The organism is Paraburkholderia sp. CNPSo 3272 (genome assembly GCF_024206495.1).
In the GTDB taxonomy this organism is placed as follows: domain Bacteria; phylum Pseudomonadota; class Gammaproteobacteria; order Burkholderiales; family Burkholderiaceae; genus Paraburkholderia.
The window spans coordinates 328,186-345,307 of record NZ_JAMBPQ010000003.1; the positions used below are offsets into that span (position 1 = coordinate 328,186).

21 protein-coding genes are annotated in these 17,122 nt (G+C 64.4%); 12 read left to right on the forward strand and 9 right to left on the reverse strand.

All coding sequences use genetic code 11. The features are described 5' to 3' along the window. Positions 1-77 precede the first annotated feature (77 nt). Entirely contained in the window at positions 78-695 is a 618-nt protein-coding gene (locus tag M3I53_RS05820) for a LysE family translocator (protein ID WP_254315112.1), read from the forward strand. A gap of 100 nt (positions 696-795) precedes the next feature. Here M3I53_RS05820 and M3I53_RS05825 read toward each other — a convergent pair whose 3' ends face one another. The 4 genes from M3I53_RS05825 to gcvA form a co-directional block, all read right to left on the reverse strand. Next, positions 796-1,056: a hypothetical protein gene (locus tag M3I53_RS05825; protein WP_254315018.1), complete on the reverse strand. Its 261-nt coding sequence runs from the start codon at positions 1,054-1,056 to the stop codon at positions 796-798. Continuing rightward, positions 1,022-2,176 (reverse strand): MFS transporter, encoded by a 1,155-nt coding sequence (locus M3I53_RS05830; protein WP_254315019.1) that lies wholly within the window; start codon positions 2,174-2,176, stop codon positions 1,022-1,024. The genes M3I53_RS05825 and M3I53_RS05830 overlap by 35 nt, the downstream gene beginning before the upstream one ends. 34 nt (positions 2,177-2,210) lie before the next feature. Then, the gene (locus M3I53_RS05835; RefSeq protein WP_254315020.1) at positions 2,211-2,522 is read right to left on the reverse strand and encodes a winged helix-turn-helix transcriptional regulator; all 312 of its coding nucleotides are present in this window, start codon (positions 2,520-2,522) and stop codon (positions 2,211-2,213) included. Between the two features lie 130 nt (positions 2,523-2,652). Next, complete coding sequence (gene gcvA / locus M3I53_RS05840) at positions 2,653-3,552, reverse strand: transcriptional regulator GcvA (protein ID WP_254315113.1); 900 nt, start codon at positions 3,550-3,552, stop codon at positions 2,653-2,655. 140 nt (positions 3,553-3,692) lie between these two features. On the opposite strand from gcvA, the gene M3I53_RS05845 reads away from it, so the two are divergent. Further along, a complete protein-coding gene (locus M3I53_RS05845) occupies positions 3,693-4,976 on the forward strand; it encodes an adenylosuccinate synthase (RefSeq protein WP_254315021.1) in 1,284 nt (427 codons plus the stop codon). A 15-nt stretch (positions 4,977-4,991) separates the two neighbouring features. Here the strand turns inward: M3I53_RS05845 and M3I53_RS05850 are convergent, their stop codons facing one another. From M3I53_RS05850 to M3I53_RS05860, 3 genes are all read right to left on the reverse strand, one after another. After that, positions 4,992-5,402 carry a VOC family protein gene (locus M3I53_RS05850; protein WP_254315022.1) on the reverse strand — a complete coding sequence of 137 codons (411 nt, stop codon included), beginning with the start codon at positions 5,400-5,402 and terminating at the stop codon, positions 4,992-4,994. 58 nt (positions 5,403-5,460) lie between these two features. Then, positions 5,461-5,676 carry a DUF3820 family protein gene (locus M3I53_RS05855; protein ID WP_028208077.1) on the reverse strand — a complete coding sequence of 72 codons (216 nt, stop codon included), beginning with the start codon at positions 5,674-5,676 and terminating at the stop codon, positions 5,461-5,463. A gap of 165 nt (positions 5,677-5,841) precedes the next feature. Further along, the gene (locus M3I53_RS05860) at positions 5,842-6,465 is read right to left on the reverse strand and encodes a glutathione S-transferase family protein (protein WP_254315023.1); all 624 of its coding nucleotides are present in this window, start codon (positions 6,463-6,465) and stop codon (positions 5,842-5,844) included. Between the two features lie 175 nt (positions 6,466-6,640). On the opposite strand from M3I53_RS05860, the gene M3I53_RS05865 reads away from it, so the two are divergent. After that, complete coding sequence (locus M3I53_RS05865) at positions 6,641-7,300, forward strand: glutathione S-transferase family protein (protein WP_254315024.1); 660 nt, start codon at positions 6,641-6,643, stop codon at positions 7,298-7,300. A 90-nt stretch (positions 7,301-7,390) separates the two neighbouring features. Here the strand turns inward: M3I53_RS05865 and M3I53_RS05870 are convergent, their stop codons facing one another. Then, on the reverse strand, positions 7,391-7,582 hold the full coding sequence (locus M3I53_RS05870) for a hypothetical protein (protein WP_254315025.1): 192 nt from the start codon (positions 7,580-7,582) through the stop codon (positions 7,391-7,393). 64 nt (positions 7,583-7,646) lie between these two features. Beyond that, positions 7,647-8,279: an ABATE domain-containing protein gene (locus tag M3I53_RS05875; RefSeq protein ID WP_254315026.1), complete on the reverse strand. Its 633-nt coding sequence runs from the start codon at positions 8,277-8,279 to the stop codon at positions 7,647-7,649. A gap of 286 nt (positions 8,280-8,565) precedes the next feature. Here M3I53_RS05875 and M3I53_RS05880 point away from each other — a divergent pair, with 286 nt between their 5' ends. From M3I53_RS05880 to M3I53_RS05920, 9 genes are all read left to right on the forward strand, one after another. Beyond that, positions 8,566-9,417, forward strand: a complete 852-nt coding sequence (locus M3I53_RS05880) for an alpha/beta fold hydrolase (RefSeq protein ID WP_254315027.1) — start codon at positions 8,566-8,568, stop codon at positions 9,415-9,417. Between the two features lie 263 nt (positions 9,418-9,680). Then, positions 9,681-10,847 carry a porin gene (locus tag M3I53_RS05885; protein ID WP_254315028.1) on the forward strand — a complete coding sequence of 389 codons (1,167 nt, stop codon included), beginning with the start codon at positions 9,681-9,683 and terminating at the stop codon, positions 10,845-10,847. Positions 10,848-11,195: 348 nt separating this feature from the next. Continuing rightward, positions 11,196-11,612 carry a glycine zipper family protein gene (locus M3I53_RS05890; RefSeq protein ID WP_375542474.1) on the forward strand — a complete coding sequence of 139 codons (417 nt, stop codon included), beginning with the start codon at positions 11,196-11,198 and terminating at the stop codon, positions 11,610-11,612. A 189-nt stretch (positions 11,613-11,801) separates the two neighbouring features. Beyond that, a complete protein-coding gene (locus M3I53_RS05895) occupies positions 11,802-12,380 on the forward strand; it encodes a YSC84-related protein (protein WP_254315030.1) in 579 nt (192 codons plus the stop codon). Positions 12,381-12,392: 12 nt separating this feature from the next. Then, the gene (locus M3I53_RS05900) at positions 12,393-12,983 is read left to right on the forward strand and encodes a copper-binding protein (protein ID WP_254315031.1); all 591 of its coding nucleotides are present in this window, start codon (positions 12,393-12,395) and stop codon (positions 12,981-12,983) included. A 96-nt stretch (positions 12,984-13,079) separates the two neighbouring features. Continuing rightward, positions 13,080-13,466: a response regulator transcription factor gene (locus M3I53_RS05905; protein ID WP_254315114.1), complete on the forward strand. Its 387-nt coding sequence runs from the start codon at positions 13,080-13,082 to the stop codon at positions 13,464-13,466. Positions 13,467-13,538: 72 nt separating this feature from the next. Beyond that, positions 13,539-14,873, forward strand: a complete 1,335-nt coding sequence (locus tag M3I53_RS05910) for a paraquat-inducible protein A (protein WP_254315032.1) — start codon at positions 13,539-13,541, stop codon at positions 14,871-14,873. Next, positions 14,857-16,482, forward strand: coding sequence for an intermembrane transport protein PqiB (locus tag M3I53_RS05915; protein ID WP_254315033.1), 1,626 nt, complete (start codon positions 14,857-14,859; stop codon positions 16,480-16,482). Before M3I53_RS05910 ends, M3I53_RS05915 begins: the two co-directional genes overlap by 17 nt. Continuing rightward, complete coding sequence (locus M3I53_RS05920; RefSeq protein ID WP_254315034.1) at positions 16,479-17,111, forward strand: PqiC family protein; 633 nt, start codon at positions 16,479-16,481, stop codon at positions 17,109-17,111. Before M3I53_RS05915 ends, M3I53_RS05920 begins: the two co-directional genes overlap by 4 nt. Positions 17,112-17,122: the final 11 nt, after the last annotated feature.

A 17,122-nucleotide genomic window follows, 5' to 3' on the forward strand; every position in this document is an offset into this window, starting at 1 on the left:
AGTCGTGAATTGCTTCAAAATACTGGCCGATGAAGCAACTCCACGTTTTGCACAACCACAATTCATTGAGGCTACAAATGGTCGATTGGTCTGCTATTGCGACAGTCTTTTTTGTCTACGCGGCAGCTGCCGTTATACCCGGGCCGAACTTCGTCGCAGTCACTCACAAGGCGGTAGCGGGCAGACGCTCCGATGCGCTCGCGCTTGTCGCCGGAATCGTGATGGTGAATCTGTTCTGGGCGACTTGCGCCATCCTTGGTATCGGAATGGTGTTCGCTGTTTTCCCGTGGCTCGCTGTCGGCGTCAGGCTTGCTGGCGCGGCCTATCTGATCTGGTTCGGGCTGCGCCTCGTCGTATCGGCAGGGGCAACCCCCTCAGGAGCGCATCACCCAACGAAGGCGCCTCTTTTTCGGGCCGCGTTCCTGCAAGGTGTCGCGACAAACATCGCGAACCCGAAGTCCATCGCCTTTTATGCGGCGGTGTTTTCCTCAGCGGTGCCCACCCACGTTTCCACGCCGACATTCTTCACGATGCTTGCTACTGTCGGTGCATCAGCGACGTGCTGGTACGGAGCAGTCGCGCTCGTTCTATCGCACGCGGCGATTGCGACGGCGTATCGTCGCGCGAAGGCGTGGATCGACCTCACATGTGGAGGGCTCATGATTGCGCTGGGAATCCGGCAGGCATTTCGTTAATCGGGGCGGCGCTATTCGGTTACGTTGTTTGGAGTGAGATGCTTCAGCCAGTGTCGCTCGCGGGAATTGCACTCATCGTAGATGATCCTCGCGCGCTGACTTAGCTGTTGTGCTCGGATACTTCGCCAGCATCCGCGTCGGTTTCGCGCGCATCATGGCGCGAAGCGCCCGCGTTCCGCACGGACTCTGTTGCCGCGCCCGTTTCTGCGGGCGGCAGCGGTCCGGCCGGCTCGTCGCCGAGCAAGGGGCGCTCGGGGTGCACGAACAGCCATAGCAGCGCACCGCAGGCGGCCGCCGCGCCGATCACGATCATGCCGCTCGCCCAGCTATGCGTGACCTTGACGATCAACGCGAGCGTCATGGGGCCCGCGACGTTCGAGAGGGCCCCCCCACACGTTCGTCCAGCCCGACATGACACCGGCAAACGCGCGCCCGAGATCCTGCGTGGCAGACCACACGACGACCTGCACGAATCCCACCGCGGCAAAGGACAGGCACAGCAAGCCGATGACCATCGCCATCGATTCCGCGCGCGAGGCCGCCGTCAATGCGAGCGCGCTCACGACGAATCCGGTCATTGCAACGGGCGTGCGCGCCCGATAGATCGAGCCGGTCTTTCGAAGCAGCCAGTCGCTGAATGCCCCCGCGACGAATACCGCCACGAACACGGCAACCCAGGGCAACGATGCGTACAGACCCATCGCCTTGAGCGAGAGCCCGCGCGCGCGCATGAGGTAGGTCGGCAGCCACGTCGTATAGAAGCTCTGGATCAGCACCAGCAGGAAGTACTGGATACCGAAGATCCAGAAGCGCCACTGCTTCAGACAGCGCCTGAGCGCACTCCTTGCCGCCACGCGCTCGGGTGGCTGGCCGGCTGCGATGTACTCGACTTCTGCCTTCGTGATGAGCGGATGTGCGGCCGGCGTGTCGCGGTAGCCGAACCACCAGAACGCGCCGAGTAGCAGGCCCAGTGCGCCGAATCCGAAGAAAACGGCATGCCAGCCGAAGCGCGCGATGGTCCACGCCGTCAGCGGGGCCGAAACGATCGGCCCAAGATAGAGCCCTGCGAGCAGCAGCGCGTTGCCTTTTGCGCGCTCGCTGGCCGGAACCCAGCGCTTGAGCGCGACGACACTGCTCGACCAGTCCGCCGACTGCGCCCCGCCCAGCACGAGCCGGCATCCGAAGAGCCAGGCGAACGAGGTGCCTAGGGGCGTGGCGAGCATCATGAGCGACCAGAGCGTGCTCGTGCCGAACAGCACCCTGCGCGAGCCGAAGCGTTCGGCAGCGCGGCCGGCCGGTATCTGCCCGATTGCGTAGGCCCAGAAGTAGATCGTGAGAATCATCGACATCTCGACGATCGACAGGCCCAGTTCGTTCTGGATCGTCGGGGCCGCGACTGCCATGGCCGTGCGGTCGAGCGTCATCACGAACGTCAGTGGCGCAACGAGCAATGCCACGATCTTCCAGCGGAGATGGTTCACGGTGTGCAACATCCCTTGAGTGAAAAACCGCGAATTACGCCTCGCGGTCGGCGTGATCGGGATCGGCAGCTTCGAACCCGTGCGGATCGCGCTCGGCCCACTGATGCGCCCAGGCCAGCAGCGGCTGCAGTGCGGCCAGGAGCTTCCTGCCTTCGGCTGTCATGCGGTAGCCGCCATCGCCGTGCTCGACGAGACCGGACGCCCGCAATTCCGCGAGCCGCGTATTGAGCAGGCGGGCATTCGTGTCGCACGCTTCCTGGAGCGCGCGAAACGTCAGCGCCTCGCCGCGAAGTTCCCACAGTATCCGCAATGCGGTACGCCGCCCGAGCAGGTCCAGCACGACCATGATCGGCCGTCCGGTGGTCGAGCCGCGGACGGGTTGTCCTGGTCGTGGAATTTTCATGCTTTACTTTTTAAAGCATCGAATCCGGGCTGTCAACCCGTGAGCGCGGAACAGGCGACGCGCCATTCCAGCGCTACGCGCGATGTGAAAAGCGCTGGCCGAGTTCGCGCAACCACGCCAGAAAGGTGTTGATTGCAGGATCCTCCAGGCGTGCTTCGCGGACATAGCTGCAGTAGCGCCATGCCGGCAGGGCGGGGCCGTCGAACGGGAACACGAGACGCCCCTCTTTGACGTCGAGCGCGACAAGCGCGGTAGGTCCCATTGCGATCCCAAGGCCGTCAATGGCGGCTTGCAGGGTCAAATAGAAGTGATCCAGTTGCTGGGAATGGCGCGTGGCCAGCCCAGGGTGGCCGCTCGCCGCAAGCCATTCCGCCCAAAGGCCGGGATAGGTCGCCGTGTGAAGCAGGGTATGGTGCGCCAGGTCCGAAACACGGCGTATCGGGTGAGACTCCAGCACCTTGGGGGAGCACACCGGCAGCCGGACTTCCGATAGAAACTCCTTGACCGCATACCCTTGCGACTTCTGTTCGCTGCCGCGAATCGCCACGTCGCATTCGTCGCCGAGCTTTTCGATTGGCTCGTCCGAAGTCGTCAGCCGGACCTCCACCGCCGGATTGGTCAGCTGGAAGCTCGAAAGCTGCGGCAATAGCCAGCGCAACGCGAACGTCGTCGGCGCGTTGACCCTCACGATCTGCGCGCGCGTGGCCCGAAGCTGCTCACTGGTGGCCAGCGCGATGCGATCCAGCGCCGCCGATACCTCGGCCAGGTAGGCGCGCCCCGATGCAGTCAAGACAACCCTGCGGCCGCGACGCTCGAACAGGTCGAGTCCGAGCCAGTCCTCCAGTTGCCGAACCTGTCGGCTAACGGCCCCGTGTGTGACGCAAAGCTCCTCAGCCGCCATGGAAAAACTCTCCGCGCGGGCGGCCGCCTCGAATACGCGCAGGGCGTTCAACGGTGGCAGACGACGCAAAATCGACCCCCTATGTGACTTTTCCTGACAAATGCCGTGAGTTTACATCGCTTTTCGTGGCGCACGACTCGCCCTATATTGAGCCCTTTTCAGCAGCTCCGGTTTCTGGATCTGTTCTATTAACTCACCAGGGAAAATCTCGCATGTCGAATGTCGTCGTGGTCGGCGCGCAGTGGGGCGATGAGGGGAAGGGCCGGATCGTGGATTGGCTCGCGGAGAAGGCGGATATCGTCGTCCGATACAACGGTGGACACAACGCCGGGCACACGCTCGTGGTGGACGGCCGCACCTACAAGCTGGCGCTGCTGCCCAGCGGCGTCGTGCGCGGGAAGCTTGGCCTGATCGGCAATGGCGTCGCGCTCGACCCCGAGGCGCTGCTCGCGGAGATCGACCGCATGGCGGCGCTGGGCATCCGCGTGACGCCCGAAGTGCTGCAGATTGCCGAGACGGCCACGCTGGTCCTGCCGGTGCATCGCGCGCTCGACGCTGCCCAGGAAAGGATGCGCGCGAAGCCGCTCGGCACCACCTTGCGCGGCATTGGTCCGGCGTACGAAGACAAGGTTGGGCGCCGTGGCCTGCGCGTATGCGACCTGGCCGAACCGGACCTGCTGGCGGAAAAGCTCGACGTTCTGCTCGAGCACCATAACGCCTGGCTTCGCGGCACGGGCCAGGAGCCGTTCCCGCGCGAGCCGATGTTGAGCGGGCTGCTCGCCATGGCGCCGCGCATCCTGCCGTTCGTGGGCCGCGTCTGGGAGCAGCTCGACCACGCCCATACTTCGGGCAAACGCGTGGTATTCGAAGGCTCGCAGGCGGTCATGCTCGACATCGATTGGGGCAGCTACCCCTACGTGACGTCGTCGAGCACCATTGCCGCCGGCGCGGCCAGCGGCGCCGGCATTGCGCCGTCGCAACTGGGGCGCGTACTTGGCGTCAGCAAGGTCTATGCGACGCGCGTCGGCGAAGGCCCGTTCACGTCGGAACTGGACGGCGCGCTCGGCGACGTGCTCCGGCAGCGCGGCGGCGAGTACGGGGTCAATACCGGCCGCCCACGCCGCTGCGGCTGGCTGGATACCGTGCAACTGCGTCAGAGCTGCAAAGTCGCGGGGATCAACCAACTCGCGCTGACGAAGCTCGACGTGCTCGACGGCTTCGAGTCGGTGCAGCTCTGTGTGGGCTATATGCTCGATGGAGCGCGCATCGACTACATGCCATCCACGAACGCCGAGCAGCAGCGCCTGCAGCCGGTTCTCAGGCGCTACGAGGGCTGGGCCGGTTCGACCCGCGGCGTGCGCTCTTATGGCGACTTGCCACCGCAGGCAGCGGCGCTGATCGAAGCGATTCAGAACGAAGTCGGCGTGCCCGCGGCGATGGTTACCACCGGCCCTGAGCGCGATGATGCAATCGTCCTGCAGCCCCCATTCGCGTAATGCTCGAATATCGGGCTAACCTTCGCTGTCCATTCTCGAGCGGATTTCGGCATCAGAGAGGTCGCGCTGATGGGTGGCGATCTGCCAGGTGTTTCCCCACGGGTCTCTGACCATCGCGCGCCGGTCGCCATAAGGCAGGTCTGCCGGAACCTCGAGCGAGACCGCGTTCGCCGCAATCGCTCGCTGGTAGGTCGAATCGGTGTCCTGAACGTAGACGTACAGAAATGCCGGCATCGCCTCGCGAAGACCGTCCGAGCCGCTAACCATCACGACCGAATCGCCGATCCTGATTTCGGCAGGTCGCCCATGGCGGAACGCGCCCTGTGCCTGAAACACCGTCTTGATGAAGGCGACCAGGTTCTCCGCGTCGCGCACGACGATTCGGGGCGTGACGGTGTGCCATCCATCGGGCTGAAAATTGGCCATGTCGGGGAGCCTCGCAAGAGATTCGCCCGAGCATTGTCCGCCGGGTGCCCGGTTGGCGCTAGCCGCGTTTGCGCAGGGGCTCGAGCAAGCCCTTCAGGCCGTTATGGTCCAGCTCCTGCATCAGCGCGAGCAGACGGCCAATTTCGCCGGGCGGGAACCCTTCGCGAGCGAACCAGTTGAGGTAATGCCCGGGCAGGTCGGCGATGAGCCGGCCCTTGTATTTGCCGAAGGGCATGGCGAGGGTGACAAGGCGTTCGAGGTCTTGGGCTTGCATGGCGTTATTGTGCACGGCCTGGCGTTCGCGCGCGAATTCTTACTCGGCGCGAAGCTCGGATTTTCAAGGATCTTTTCGTCGGTCGTGTCACGGGGGATCAGACCGCCACGAACGCGCCATCCACGAGAAGTTCCTCGCCGGCCACGAAACTGCCCGCGCCGCTCCTCACGGCGACCCATTTGCACAATGCACGGCAAACCCGGGCCGTTCGGCAAGCCGTTCGAAATACGCAGCAACAGCCGGCAAATGTGGATGCTCGAGGGGCGTGCCGAACCAGCGGTTCACGGACAACCCAACGGGAATGTCGGCAAGCGAGAATTGCGCGCCGGCGACGAACGCGCCGGTCGCCTGCAGCCGTGCGTCGAGAATGCGCATATGCCGGGTCCAGTTCTCGATGGAAAGCGCGATTTCGCTGGATGCCTGGTGAGCCGGCGACGCTCTGACCAGAGCGAGAAATGCATAGCTCCACGAACGGTTCAGGTCGGTCGCCTGCCAGTCCATCCATTGATCGACGCGAGCCCGCTCGCACGCATCGGCAGGATAGAGATGCGCGCCGCCATAGCGCGACGCCAGATAGCGGATGATGGTGTTCGACTCCCACAGAACGAAATCGCCGTCCCTGATGACCGGCACGAGCGCGTTGGGATTCAGCGCGAGGAACTCCGGCGTATGCGTCGAGCGAAAGCCCGAGCCCCAATCCTCACGCTCGAAGGGAAGGTCCAATTCGATGCAGGTCCAAAGCACCTTGCGAACGTTGATGGACGATGCTTTGCCGAGGATGTTGAGCATATCGAAAGAAAAGAAGAGGGAGTCTCGCCCGTGCACGATACGTCATGCATCTGGCCGCGGCCATGTACAGTTCCCCTAACACGCGCCGCTGCAGTTCCCGGCAACGCTTGCAATCCGCCGGCCACCGGTGCATGGTTCAACGACTTTCACGCGGCTCGAACCAGGAGATTCAAAGATGTCGCTCGCGCTATATGGTCATCCGTTTTCCTCGTACACGCAGAAGGTGCTCATCGCGCTGTACGAGAACAACACGCCTTTCGAGTTCCGCGGCGTCGGTCCGGATTCGCCCGAGCATACGGCGCGGTGGCTGCAACGCTGGCCGCTGCGCAAGTTTCCGGTGCTCGTGGACGGCGAGCGCAACGTGGCGGAAACCAGCATCATCATCGAATACCTTCAGCTCGCGCATCCCGGGCCGGTGCGCCTGCTGCCCGCCGATCCCATGGCCGCGCTCGACGTGCGCTTTCTCGACCGCTTCTTCGACCTGCATGTCATGACACCCGTGCAACGCGCCGTGGATGGCGCGTTGACCGGCGACCCGGCGCGGCGCGACGAAGGGCGCGCCTTTGCGCAGGAAAAGCTCGAACTTGCTTACGCATGGCTCGAAGGCCACCTTGCGGGCAAGACGTGGGCGGCGGGCGAGAACTATACGATGGCGGACTGCGCCGCCTCTTCCTCGCTGTTCTATGCGGACTGGACGCATAGTATCGCCTCCGCGTATCCCGTGCTGCGTGCCTATCGCGACCGCCTGCTCGCGCGCCGTTCCTTCGCGCAGGCCGTGGACGAGGCGCGGCCATATCGTCCGCTTTTTCCACTCGGCGCGCCGGATCGCGACTGAGACGATTCGATAAGGGATGCGAAGTAAGTGAGGCGGAACGCGAAAGAGGCTTGCGCCAGGCAAGCCTCTTTCGCTTGACGAACAGCGGAATCAGCCCACCGGCGGCTCCCCTTCGCCGGACTGCTTGCCGGGGCGGTCGGCGGGCGACTGCTCGCGCGACTTGTCATCGCGCTCGGGCATGGCGCTGCGCTTGTCGTCGCTGTGCTCGGTATGTTTCTGCTGCGGATTTTCGCTGGCGTTGCTGGCGCCATTTTCCTGGGGCTTTGGGGTGCTGGCGGTCATCGTTCCTCTCCCATTTCGGTAGGCACGCCAGAGCCCCGCAAGACCCGCTCCCGGGCGTGGCGCCCTAAGCGCTTTCGCGTTCCTTCAGCCGTTTGCGGTGCGCCGCAACTTTTGCGCGATTCCCGCAGATCGCCATGCTGCACCAGCGGCGCGCGTGCCCGCGGGTGTGATCGGCGAACAGCAGCGTGCATTTCGGGCCTTCGCAGGCTTTCACGTGCGTGAAGTCCTCCTCGCAGGCCAGTTTCGCCAGCGCCTCGGCGATTGGCATCAAGAGCGATTCCGGCGTTTTCCAGCGGCGATTCACGCGGTATTCGAACGCCGCTGCGCCGTCACTGCCGGACGCAACGACTTCGCCATAGCGGTCGTCACGCGCGAGTAAATCGTTGAGCGGCGCGAGTTCGCGCAGATCGCCGCGGGCGAGCGGCCGACCTTTTTTTTCACCTACGAACGACCTGAACCATTCGCGTAGCGCGCGCGCCTCGCCCGCGATGCTGTCGAACTCGGCCGCGGTGAACTGCGCACGCATGGCGGCAAGTGCCCGCGCGGGGACCATGCCCGAGCGTTCGAGCCAGGCCAGCAAACCTTCGCCGTCGGCGATCCAGTCGACCGGCACGTCCACTGGTGTCGCAACCGAGTTCAGGAAGTCGAGCCCCGGCGCGTCGGCCACGAATATTGCCGGTATGGGACGGAAGTCCATTTTCTTGCCGCGCAAGGTAATCAGGGTGCGTTCAGTGTAACTAGCCAAATGCTGATTGACAAGTTACGTCTGTGATTAGTAACCTATAAAATACCAACGGAACGGTTAGGTAAGGAAGCATCTCTCACGTGTAGGCGGCAGCGCTCGCGCCCGACGAAGGCGAAACCGTGGCCGACGTGTTCCATCGCGGGAAAACGCACCCGCAGGCGCCGCAACTCGGGCGAAGCCGTTCAGTCCGTCTCTTCTCGCTAGACGCGCGGCTTTCCGTTCACCTCTGGAGGAACCCATGACTGCCATTGCCTACCGCCGCGCAGATATCGACGGCTTCAACGTGTTCTACCGGGAAGCCGGGCGCGTTGGCGCGCCGAAGCTCCTGCTATTGCATGGCTTTCCGAGCGCCGGCCACATGTTCCGCGACCTCATTCCCAAGCTGTCCGACCGCTTTCATATCGTCGCGCCGGATCTGCCGGGCTTCGGTCAATCTGACCTGCCCGACCGGGGGCAGTTCGCATACACGTTCGAGAACATCGCGAGGGTGATGGCGCGCTTCACCGAGCGAATCGGCTTCGAGCGGTTCGCGGTGTACGTATTCGACTACGGCGCGCCCACGGGCTTTCGCCTCGCGCTCGCGCATCCCGAGCGCATCTCGGCGATCATTTCGCAAAACGGCAACGCCTACGAGGAAGGCCTGAGCGACGGCTGGAATCCGATTCGCGCGTACTGGCAGGACGCTTCGCCGGCCAATCGCGAGGCACTGCGTGCACTGCTGTCGCGCGAAGCGACGATCTGGCAATACACGCACGGCGTGCCCGAAGCGTCGGCAGTGTCGCCTGACGGCTATTCGCTCGACGACTACTATATGAACCGCCCCGGCGCGCAAGAGGTCCAGCTCGACCTGTTCCGCGACTATCGGAACAACGTCGCCCTCTACCCCGAGTTTCAAGCGTATTTCCGCACGCATCGGCCGCGGTTTCTGGCCGTGTGGGGCAAGAACGATCCGTTCTTCCTTCCCACTGGCGCGGAGGCGTTCAAGCGCGACCTGCCGCAAGCCGTGGTGCGCTATTTCGACACCGGGCACTTCGCACTGGAAACGCACGCCGACGAGATTGCCGCAGCGATCACGGAATTTCTCGAATAATGGTTGGCAATACTGATCGAACTACGTTCAATCCCGCAACGAGCGAAACGCACCGCGAGGCAAGGGCCTTCGCGGCATTTGCAAACATGCCGGGTACTTTATTCCGTGCTTTATTTAAGCTGCGGTTACAGCGCGGCGGCCTCCATGCATGTCGCCTCGGGTGTCTTGCGCCAACAACGGAACCAATTTCACGCCGAGGTCGTTCCGGAGCAAGCGACTAATATAGGAATACCAATTACCTGGTGCGTGAAGGAGTTGCAAACATGAAAAAGCTTGCGCTTATGTTGCTTCCTGTTCCGCTCACCATGCTGGCGCCGGTCGCTCAAGCGCAAAGCAGCGTCACCCTGTACGGCGTGATCGACGAAGCCTTTCAGTTCGTCCACAACGCCGACGCTCAGGGCAAAAACCTGTATCGGATGCAAGGCGGCAATCTGCAAGGGTCCCGCTGGGGGCTGAAGGGAACGGAGGATCTGGGCGGCGGCCTGAAAGCGATCTTCCAGCTGGAAAGCGGGTTCGACATCAATAACGGCACTTCGGAGCAGGGCAGCCGCCTGTTCGGCCGCCAGGCGTTCGTGGGCCTGACGCACCAGCAGTACGGTACGTTGACCCTGGGCCGTCAGTACGACCCGGTCGTCGACATGGTCCAGCCGCTTACCGCAGACAATTACTGGGGCAGCACCTTCGCCACGCCAGGCGACGTCGACAACAACGACAACAGCTCGCGTACGAATAGTGCGATCAAGTATCTCTCGCCGCAATTCGCCGGCTTCCAGATCGAGGGCATGTATGCGTTGGGCGGCGTCGCAGGTGCGACGGGTTCGCAGCAGACCTGGTCGGCGGCAGCGAGCTATGTGACTGGCCCATTCAGCATCGCGGCGGGCTACCTTCGCATGCATAACGCAAACTCCACGATTCCCCGCACCAACTGGACCAGCACCTCGGACGGCACGTTCGATGGCGGTTTTCAGAACCTCGCGTACGAAACCGCCAAGTGGGTCGGCATTGGCTCCGTCGCGCTGCAATACGTGGCCGGACCGTGGACGTTCGGCGGCCGGTATAGCAATGCGCAGTACAAGGCCGACGCGCAATCGCTTTTCCCATCCAACCAGCGCTACAACGTCGCTGGCGGTTTCGTGAACTATGCGCTCACGCCGGCGTCGCTCATCGGCGTTGGCTATACGTGGACGCACAGCGCGGGCGACACCTCGGCGACCTATAACCAGGTCTCGCTGGGCGGGGACTACAACCTCTCCAAGCGTACCGACGTGTACCTCGTCGGCGCGTGGCAGCACGCCAACGGCACGCAGCGCGTACCGACCGCAACGGGTTCCATTCTGACTACTGCGGTCGCCTCCGTCGCGGACTATGGGCTGAACGGCAGCTCGAGTTCCCAAATCATGGTGAGCCTCGGTATCCGCCACAAATTCTGATCTCCCTCAGCATCGCTTTTGCGCCCGCCGCGCCGCATGACCGTTCCGGCCGTGCGCCGGCGGGCGTGTTCATCGCGCCGGCCAGCCATTGTTCCTGACGGTAGGACCATGGTCTGATTGTCTTCGCTGTGCCGCTCCCACATCATTGAACAGACCACTGCGCCGGTCGCACGGCGCGGTGTTTGCCCCGCATTCGGGCGTCGTGTGCCCAGCACGACTGTCGCTTGCCAACCTCCCGCCGATCGCAGCAGGTGTAATCGGCGCGCTCTCGCACGCGCTCAAGGAGTTGATATGGATACCTATATAAATCGTCGAACCGGCGCCCTGTGCGCCGCCGTGGTGCTTCTGATGAGTGCCGCGCAGGCAACGCCTATTGCCTATCCCGCGAAGGGGCAGAGCGCGCAGCAACAGCATGCGGACGAATCGGCGTGCTACTCGTGGGCGAAGAACAACACGGGAATCGACCCGAAGCAGGTTGCGTCGACGCCACCGCCGCCTTCGGGCCCGGCCGTGGGCGGCGGCCAGCGTGTCCAGGGCGCGGCGCGCGGCGCGGCGGGCGGCGCGGTGATTGGCGCGATTACCGGCGACGCGGGCAGGGGTGCGGCAGTGGGCGCGGCGGCCGGCACGATGGTGGGCGGCTCACGCGCGCGGCAGGAACGCCGTGCCCAGCAGGCGAACGCCCAGCAACAGCAGCAGGGCGCGATCGACACGTTCAACCGTGCCTTTGCCGCGTGCATGCAAGGGCGCGGCTACACGGTGCAGTAGCGCGTGCGGAGCGCGTTGTGGTTTCGGGCGGCGTAAGACCAAGGTCCGATTTGTCCTGTGCGCGGCCTCTGAGACTATGTAACTGAACGATGAGCAACGATGTGCGAGCAACGTCTCATTCTCGCGTGAGCTTTGATCCGCATGCGTGAGTGCCGTGTCCGGGCTGTAAAAACTGAATGGAGGACAACAATGAAGCGACGGATTTTTGTGCTTACGGCGGCGACCGCGGCTGGGCTCGCTGTTGCGGGTTGCAGCACGACCACGAGCAGTGGGACGAGCGGCGCGACCGACGCGGCAAAACGCCAGGAGATCGATGCGGCCGTGGACGGCACGATGTCCCGGCTGTTCTCGACCGTCCCGGGCTCGCAGGAACTCGTTTCCAAGTCGCAAGGTGTGCTGGTCTTTCCTTCGGTCGGCAAGGCGGCGTTCATTATTGGCGGGTCATACGGCCAGGGTGCGTTGCGCGTAGGTGGATCGACAGTCGGGTACTACAGCACGGCGGCCGCTTCGTTCGGTTTGCAGGCAGGGGTTCAGTCCACAGCCGTGATCTTTCTCTTCATGACGCAGGACTCGCTCGACAAGTTCCGCAACTCGAAGGGCTGGTCAGTTGGCGGCGACGTTGCCGTAGCGCTCGTCAAGGTGGGTGCGAATGGACAGATCGACACGAGAACCGCAACGGCGCCGGTGCAGGCGATCGTGATGACCAATGCGGGCCTCATGGCCGATGCGTCGGTCGCCGGCACCAAGGTAACGAAGCTCGATCTGTAACAGGAGATCGCGATGCTGTACCTCAAGTGGGTTGTCTCAGCAGTCATCGTCGCCGCGGCGCAGCTTGCCGCGGCCCAGGGCCAGACGACGGCTAACGTGACGCAGGAGCCGGGCAAGGCCACTGTCACCGGCATGCACAAGGTGACGGCGACCATCACGAAGATCGACGCCGATACCCGCACCGTCACGCTCAAGCGTCACGACGGCAAGCTGGTCGAAGCCGAGCTGGGACCGGAAGTCAGAAACTTCGATCAACTAAAGGTCGGCGATGTCGTGACGATGACCTATAAGGAATCGCTCACGCTGAGCCTGAAGAAGGGCGGCGACGGCGAGACCTCGGTGCAGCAAACGCCGCAGGTCGAGCGCGCGGCTGCCGGCGAGAAGCCCGGCGGCATGATCGGGCGTGAGGTGAAGGTCACGGCGAACGTCGTGGCGGTCGACGCTAAAACGCAAACGGTCACTTTGATGGGACCCGAAGGGGGGACGATGGACCTGCGGGTCGAGGATCCGCAAAAGCTTGCAGGCGTGCAGGTCGGCGATCAAGTCGAGGCAGTGTATACGGAGGCGTTCGCCGTATCCGTCAAGCCTGCAGCACACAAGTAGTCGCGCAGGGGGCAGCCGCTTGCGCTCAGGATGCCGTTCGGCGCGCACGGCGGCGCCGCTCTGGCTGTCCTCACCGGTAACCGAACGCTGAGTCAAATGAACAACGTGACACGATCCGTGGCCGTCGTCGACGACGAGGAGTCGGTCGGGCGAGCGATCCAGCGCCTGTTGAAGTCGGTCGGTATCGACTGCAACGTGTACACCAGCGGCGAGGCCTTTCTCGACGCGCTGGCGGCTGCGGCGCCTCGCGCGCCCGCGTGCGTGGTCCTCGATATCCAGATGCCCGGCATCAACGGTATCGAGGTGCAGCGCCGGCTGGGCGGCACCGGCATCCAGTGCATCGTGATTACGGCGCACGACGATGCGCGCGTGCGCGAGCAGGCACAGGCGGCGGGCGCGGTCGCGTACCTGCGCAAGCCGTTCGACGACTCCGCGCTCATAGGGGCGGTCCATGCGGTGCTTGGCGGGACGCCACCGGGCTGATGCCCCGCACGCCGAATCGGTACAGCGACGATGAATCGACCACGCCACGACCGGATTCAGGGAGGCCCCGCAATGAAGCGCGCCGAGCTTCTCGTTTGCCACGACTGCGATCTCATGCAGCGCGGCGCGCCTTGCCCGCCGGGCGGCACGCTGCGCTGCCTGCGCTGCAACGCCGAACTGGAGCGGAACCTGCCGGAAAGCCTCGGCCGCGCGCTAGCGTTCGCGTTGGGCGCGTTCGTGCTGTTCGTCATTTCCAACCTGTATCCGATCGTCGGGCTTTCGGTGAACGGCAATCTCGTGCGCACGACGCTGTGGCACGCGGTCGAGATTCTCTATCTCGACGGCATGTGGCCCATCGCGGCGCTGGTGTTCGCCACGACGATCCTCATGCCGGGCATGCAGGTCGTATGCCTGCTCTCGCTGCTCGTGCCGCTTGCGTTCAACCGCGCGCCCTGGCAGGCTCCGCTCCTGTTTCGCGTGATGTACATCGCGCGACCCTGGGGCATGACCGAGGTGCTGATACTCGGCCTGCTGGTCGCGCTCGTGAAGCTGTCCCATATCGCAACGGTCGTGACGGGTGTTGCATTGTGGTCGTTCGGCGCGTTGATGCTGGTGCTCGCGGGCGCGAGCGCGGCGTTCGACGCGAGGCAGTTCTGGTCGCGCGTGGCGCGCGCGCCGCAGCCGGCCAACGCCGTCAAGGTGGCCGACGCGCCCAGCGTGACAACGAACTTCGCGCGTGGCCAGCAGGCCGGAGCACGAGGCGAACGCGCTGCAGGCCCGCTCACGGGCGCCGCGTGCGGCATCGCGCGTTGCCACGCGTGCGGGCTGCTCGCGCGCATGCCGGCGGCCGCGCATGCGGCGACGTGCCCGCGCTGCGGCAGCGCGCTGCATCTGCGCAAGGTCGCGAGTCTCTCGCGCACGTGGGCGCTGCTGGTCGCGGCAATGGTGCTTTACGTGCCCGCGAACGTTCTGCCCGTCATGGACACGAGTTCGCTGTTCGGCACGCAGAAGGACACGATCATGAGCGGTGTGGTGTATCTGTGGGTCTCGGGATCGTGGCCGCTCGCGCTGCTGGTGTTCATTGCCAGCATCGCCGTGCCCATGCTGAAGATTCTCGGGCTTTCGTATCTGACGTGGACCACGCAGCGCCGCTGGACATGGCTGCCCGAGCAACGCACGCGCATCTACCGGCTGATCGAACTGGTCGGCCGCTGGTCGATGCTCGACATCTACGTGATCACGATGCTCGTCGCGCTGGTGCAGTTCAACGCGCTCGCCACGATCAGGGCGGGGCCCGCCGCGATCGCTTTCGGCGCTGTCGTGATTCTCACGATGTTCGCCGCGAACATGTTCGACCCGCGCCTCATCTGGGACGCGATGGAGCGCGAAAATGCCAGCGCCCGGTAACGACAATTCCTTGCCGGATCTTCCCGAGGCGAAGCCGGTGCGCGGCTCGCGCTGGCGCATGCAGATCGTCTGGCTCGTGCCGATCGTCGCGGTGCTCATTGGCGGCTGGCTCGCCGCCAAGGCAATCATCGAGGAAGGGCCGACCATCACGATCAGCTTCAAGACCGGCGACGGCCTCGAGGCCGGCAAGACGAAGATCAAGTACAAGGACGTCGATATCGGCGTGGTGAAGGCGGTCACGCTCTCGCCCGATCACAAGCGTGTGATCGCGACGGGCGAACTCGTGAAGGACGCGGCGAGCATGCTCGTCGACAACACGCGCTTCTGGGTCGTGCGCCCGCGCATTTCCGGCGGTACGGTTTCGGGCCTGAGCACGCTGCTCTCGGGCTCTTTCGTCGGCATGGACGAAGGCAACTCCAGCAAAGCGCGCCACGACTTCGTGGGACTCGAAGTCCCGCCTGCGATCCCGAGCGACATCCCGGGGCGCGAATTCGTGTTGCACAGCGTGAACATGGGCTCGCTCGATGTCGGTTCGCCGGTCTTCTTCCGGCGTCTTCAAGTCGGACAGATCGCTTCCTATGAAATGGACCCGAACGGCAAGGGCGTGACGCTGCGCGTGTTCGTGAACGCGCCCTACGACAGGTTCGTGCGCAGCGACACGCGCTTCTGGCATGCGAGTGGTCTCGACGTCTCGCTCAGCCCGGACGGCGTGCAGATCAACACGCAGTCGGTGGTGTCGCTGCTCATCGGCGGCGTGGCGTTCGAAACGCCCGACGCCGACGCCGGCGGTGAACCGCCCGAGGCCGACGCCAACTCGAAGTTCGAGCTTTACGCCACTCACGCCGACTCGATGAAGGTGCATGACCGCATTGTCGACACCTACGTCGTGACCTTCTACGACTCGGTGCGCGGGCTGACCGTGGGCGCGCCCATCGATTTCCGCGGCGTCGTGATCGGCGAGGTCACACGCATCTACACGCGCTTCGACCCAGTCAAGAAACAGTTCAGTATTCCTGTGGAAATCAATCTGTATCCGGAGCGCTTTACGTCGCGCTTCGAAAATGGCCGGCCGGCCGGGCGTCTCACTTCGCAACCGCGCCAGCTAGCCGAGTTCCTGGTAGCCAGCGGCTTCCGGTTCCAGCTGCGCTCGGGTAATCCGCTCACGGGGCAGCTCTACGTCGCCTTCGACGTTTTCCCGGACGCACCGAAGACCAGGATCGACTGGTCGAGGACGCCGCCCGAACTGCCGACGGTGCCGCGCACGCTGCAGTCGTTGCAGGATTCGCTCACGCGGCTGCTCGCCAAGCTCAACGGTATTCCGTTCGAGGCCATCGGTGCGAGTGCGCAGCGCACGCTGCAAAGCGCGAACGAGGTGGTGGCGAAGCTCGGCACCGACGTGGTGCCGCAGGCGCACGACACGCTTTCGGCGGCAAAATCCACGCTCAACTCGGCCACCGACGCCTTGCAGCCCGACTCGCAGCTCCAGCAGAACACGAGCGATGCCATGCGTGAACTGGCCCGCACCGCCGCCTCCGTGCGCATGCTCACGGATTATCTCGAGCGCCATCCCGAGGCCGTGGTGCAGGGCAAACCAGGAGGCAAGCAGTGAACCGCAGCAACCTGACCGTGGCTACCGCTTTCGCCGCTGCGCTGGCGTGTCTCGCCGCCTGCTCTTCGCCGTCGCCCACGTTCTATGCGCTGCGCGCCGACGAAGCGAGCGCCGCGACGTCGAGCGCATCGCCTGCCGTGCCAACGGGCGCGGCTGCGCTCGATGTCGTCGTCGGTCCCGTGACCGTGCCCGACATGGTCGACCGGCCACAAATCGTCACGCGCAATCCGGACAATACGATTCAGATGAACGAGTTCGCGCGCTGGGCCACACCGCTCAAACTGGACGTCGGGCGCGTCGTCGCCGCGGACCTTGCGCAGCGGCTCGGTACGGCGCACGTCTCGACATTCGATGGCGCAGCCACTGCGCCGGTCTGGCGCGTGCGCGTGGATATCACGCGCATTGACAGCGTGCTGGGAGGTTCGGTGACGATCGACGCGCAATGGGTCGTGCGCCCGCCGGGTCACCAGGCGCTGACGCTCGGCCACACGGTGGCGCACGAGCAGGTGACGAGCCAGGACTACGGCGCGCTCGTCGACGCGCACGATCGCGCCCTCGCCACCATCAGCGCGGACATTGCCGCCGCCATTCGTGCGGACCATGAAGCCGTTGGCAGTGCGACGGATTGATCGCCACGCGG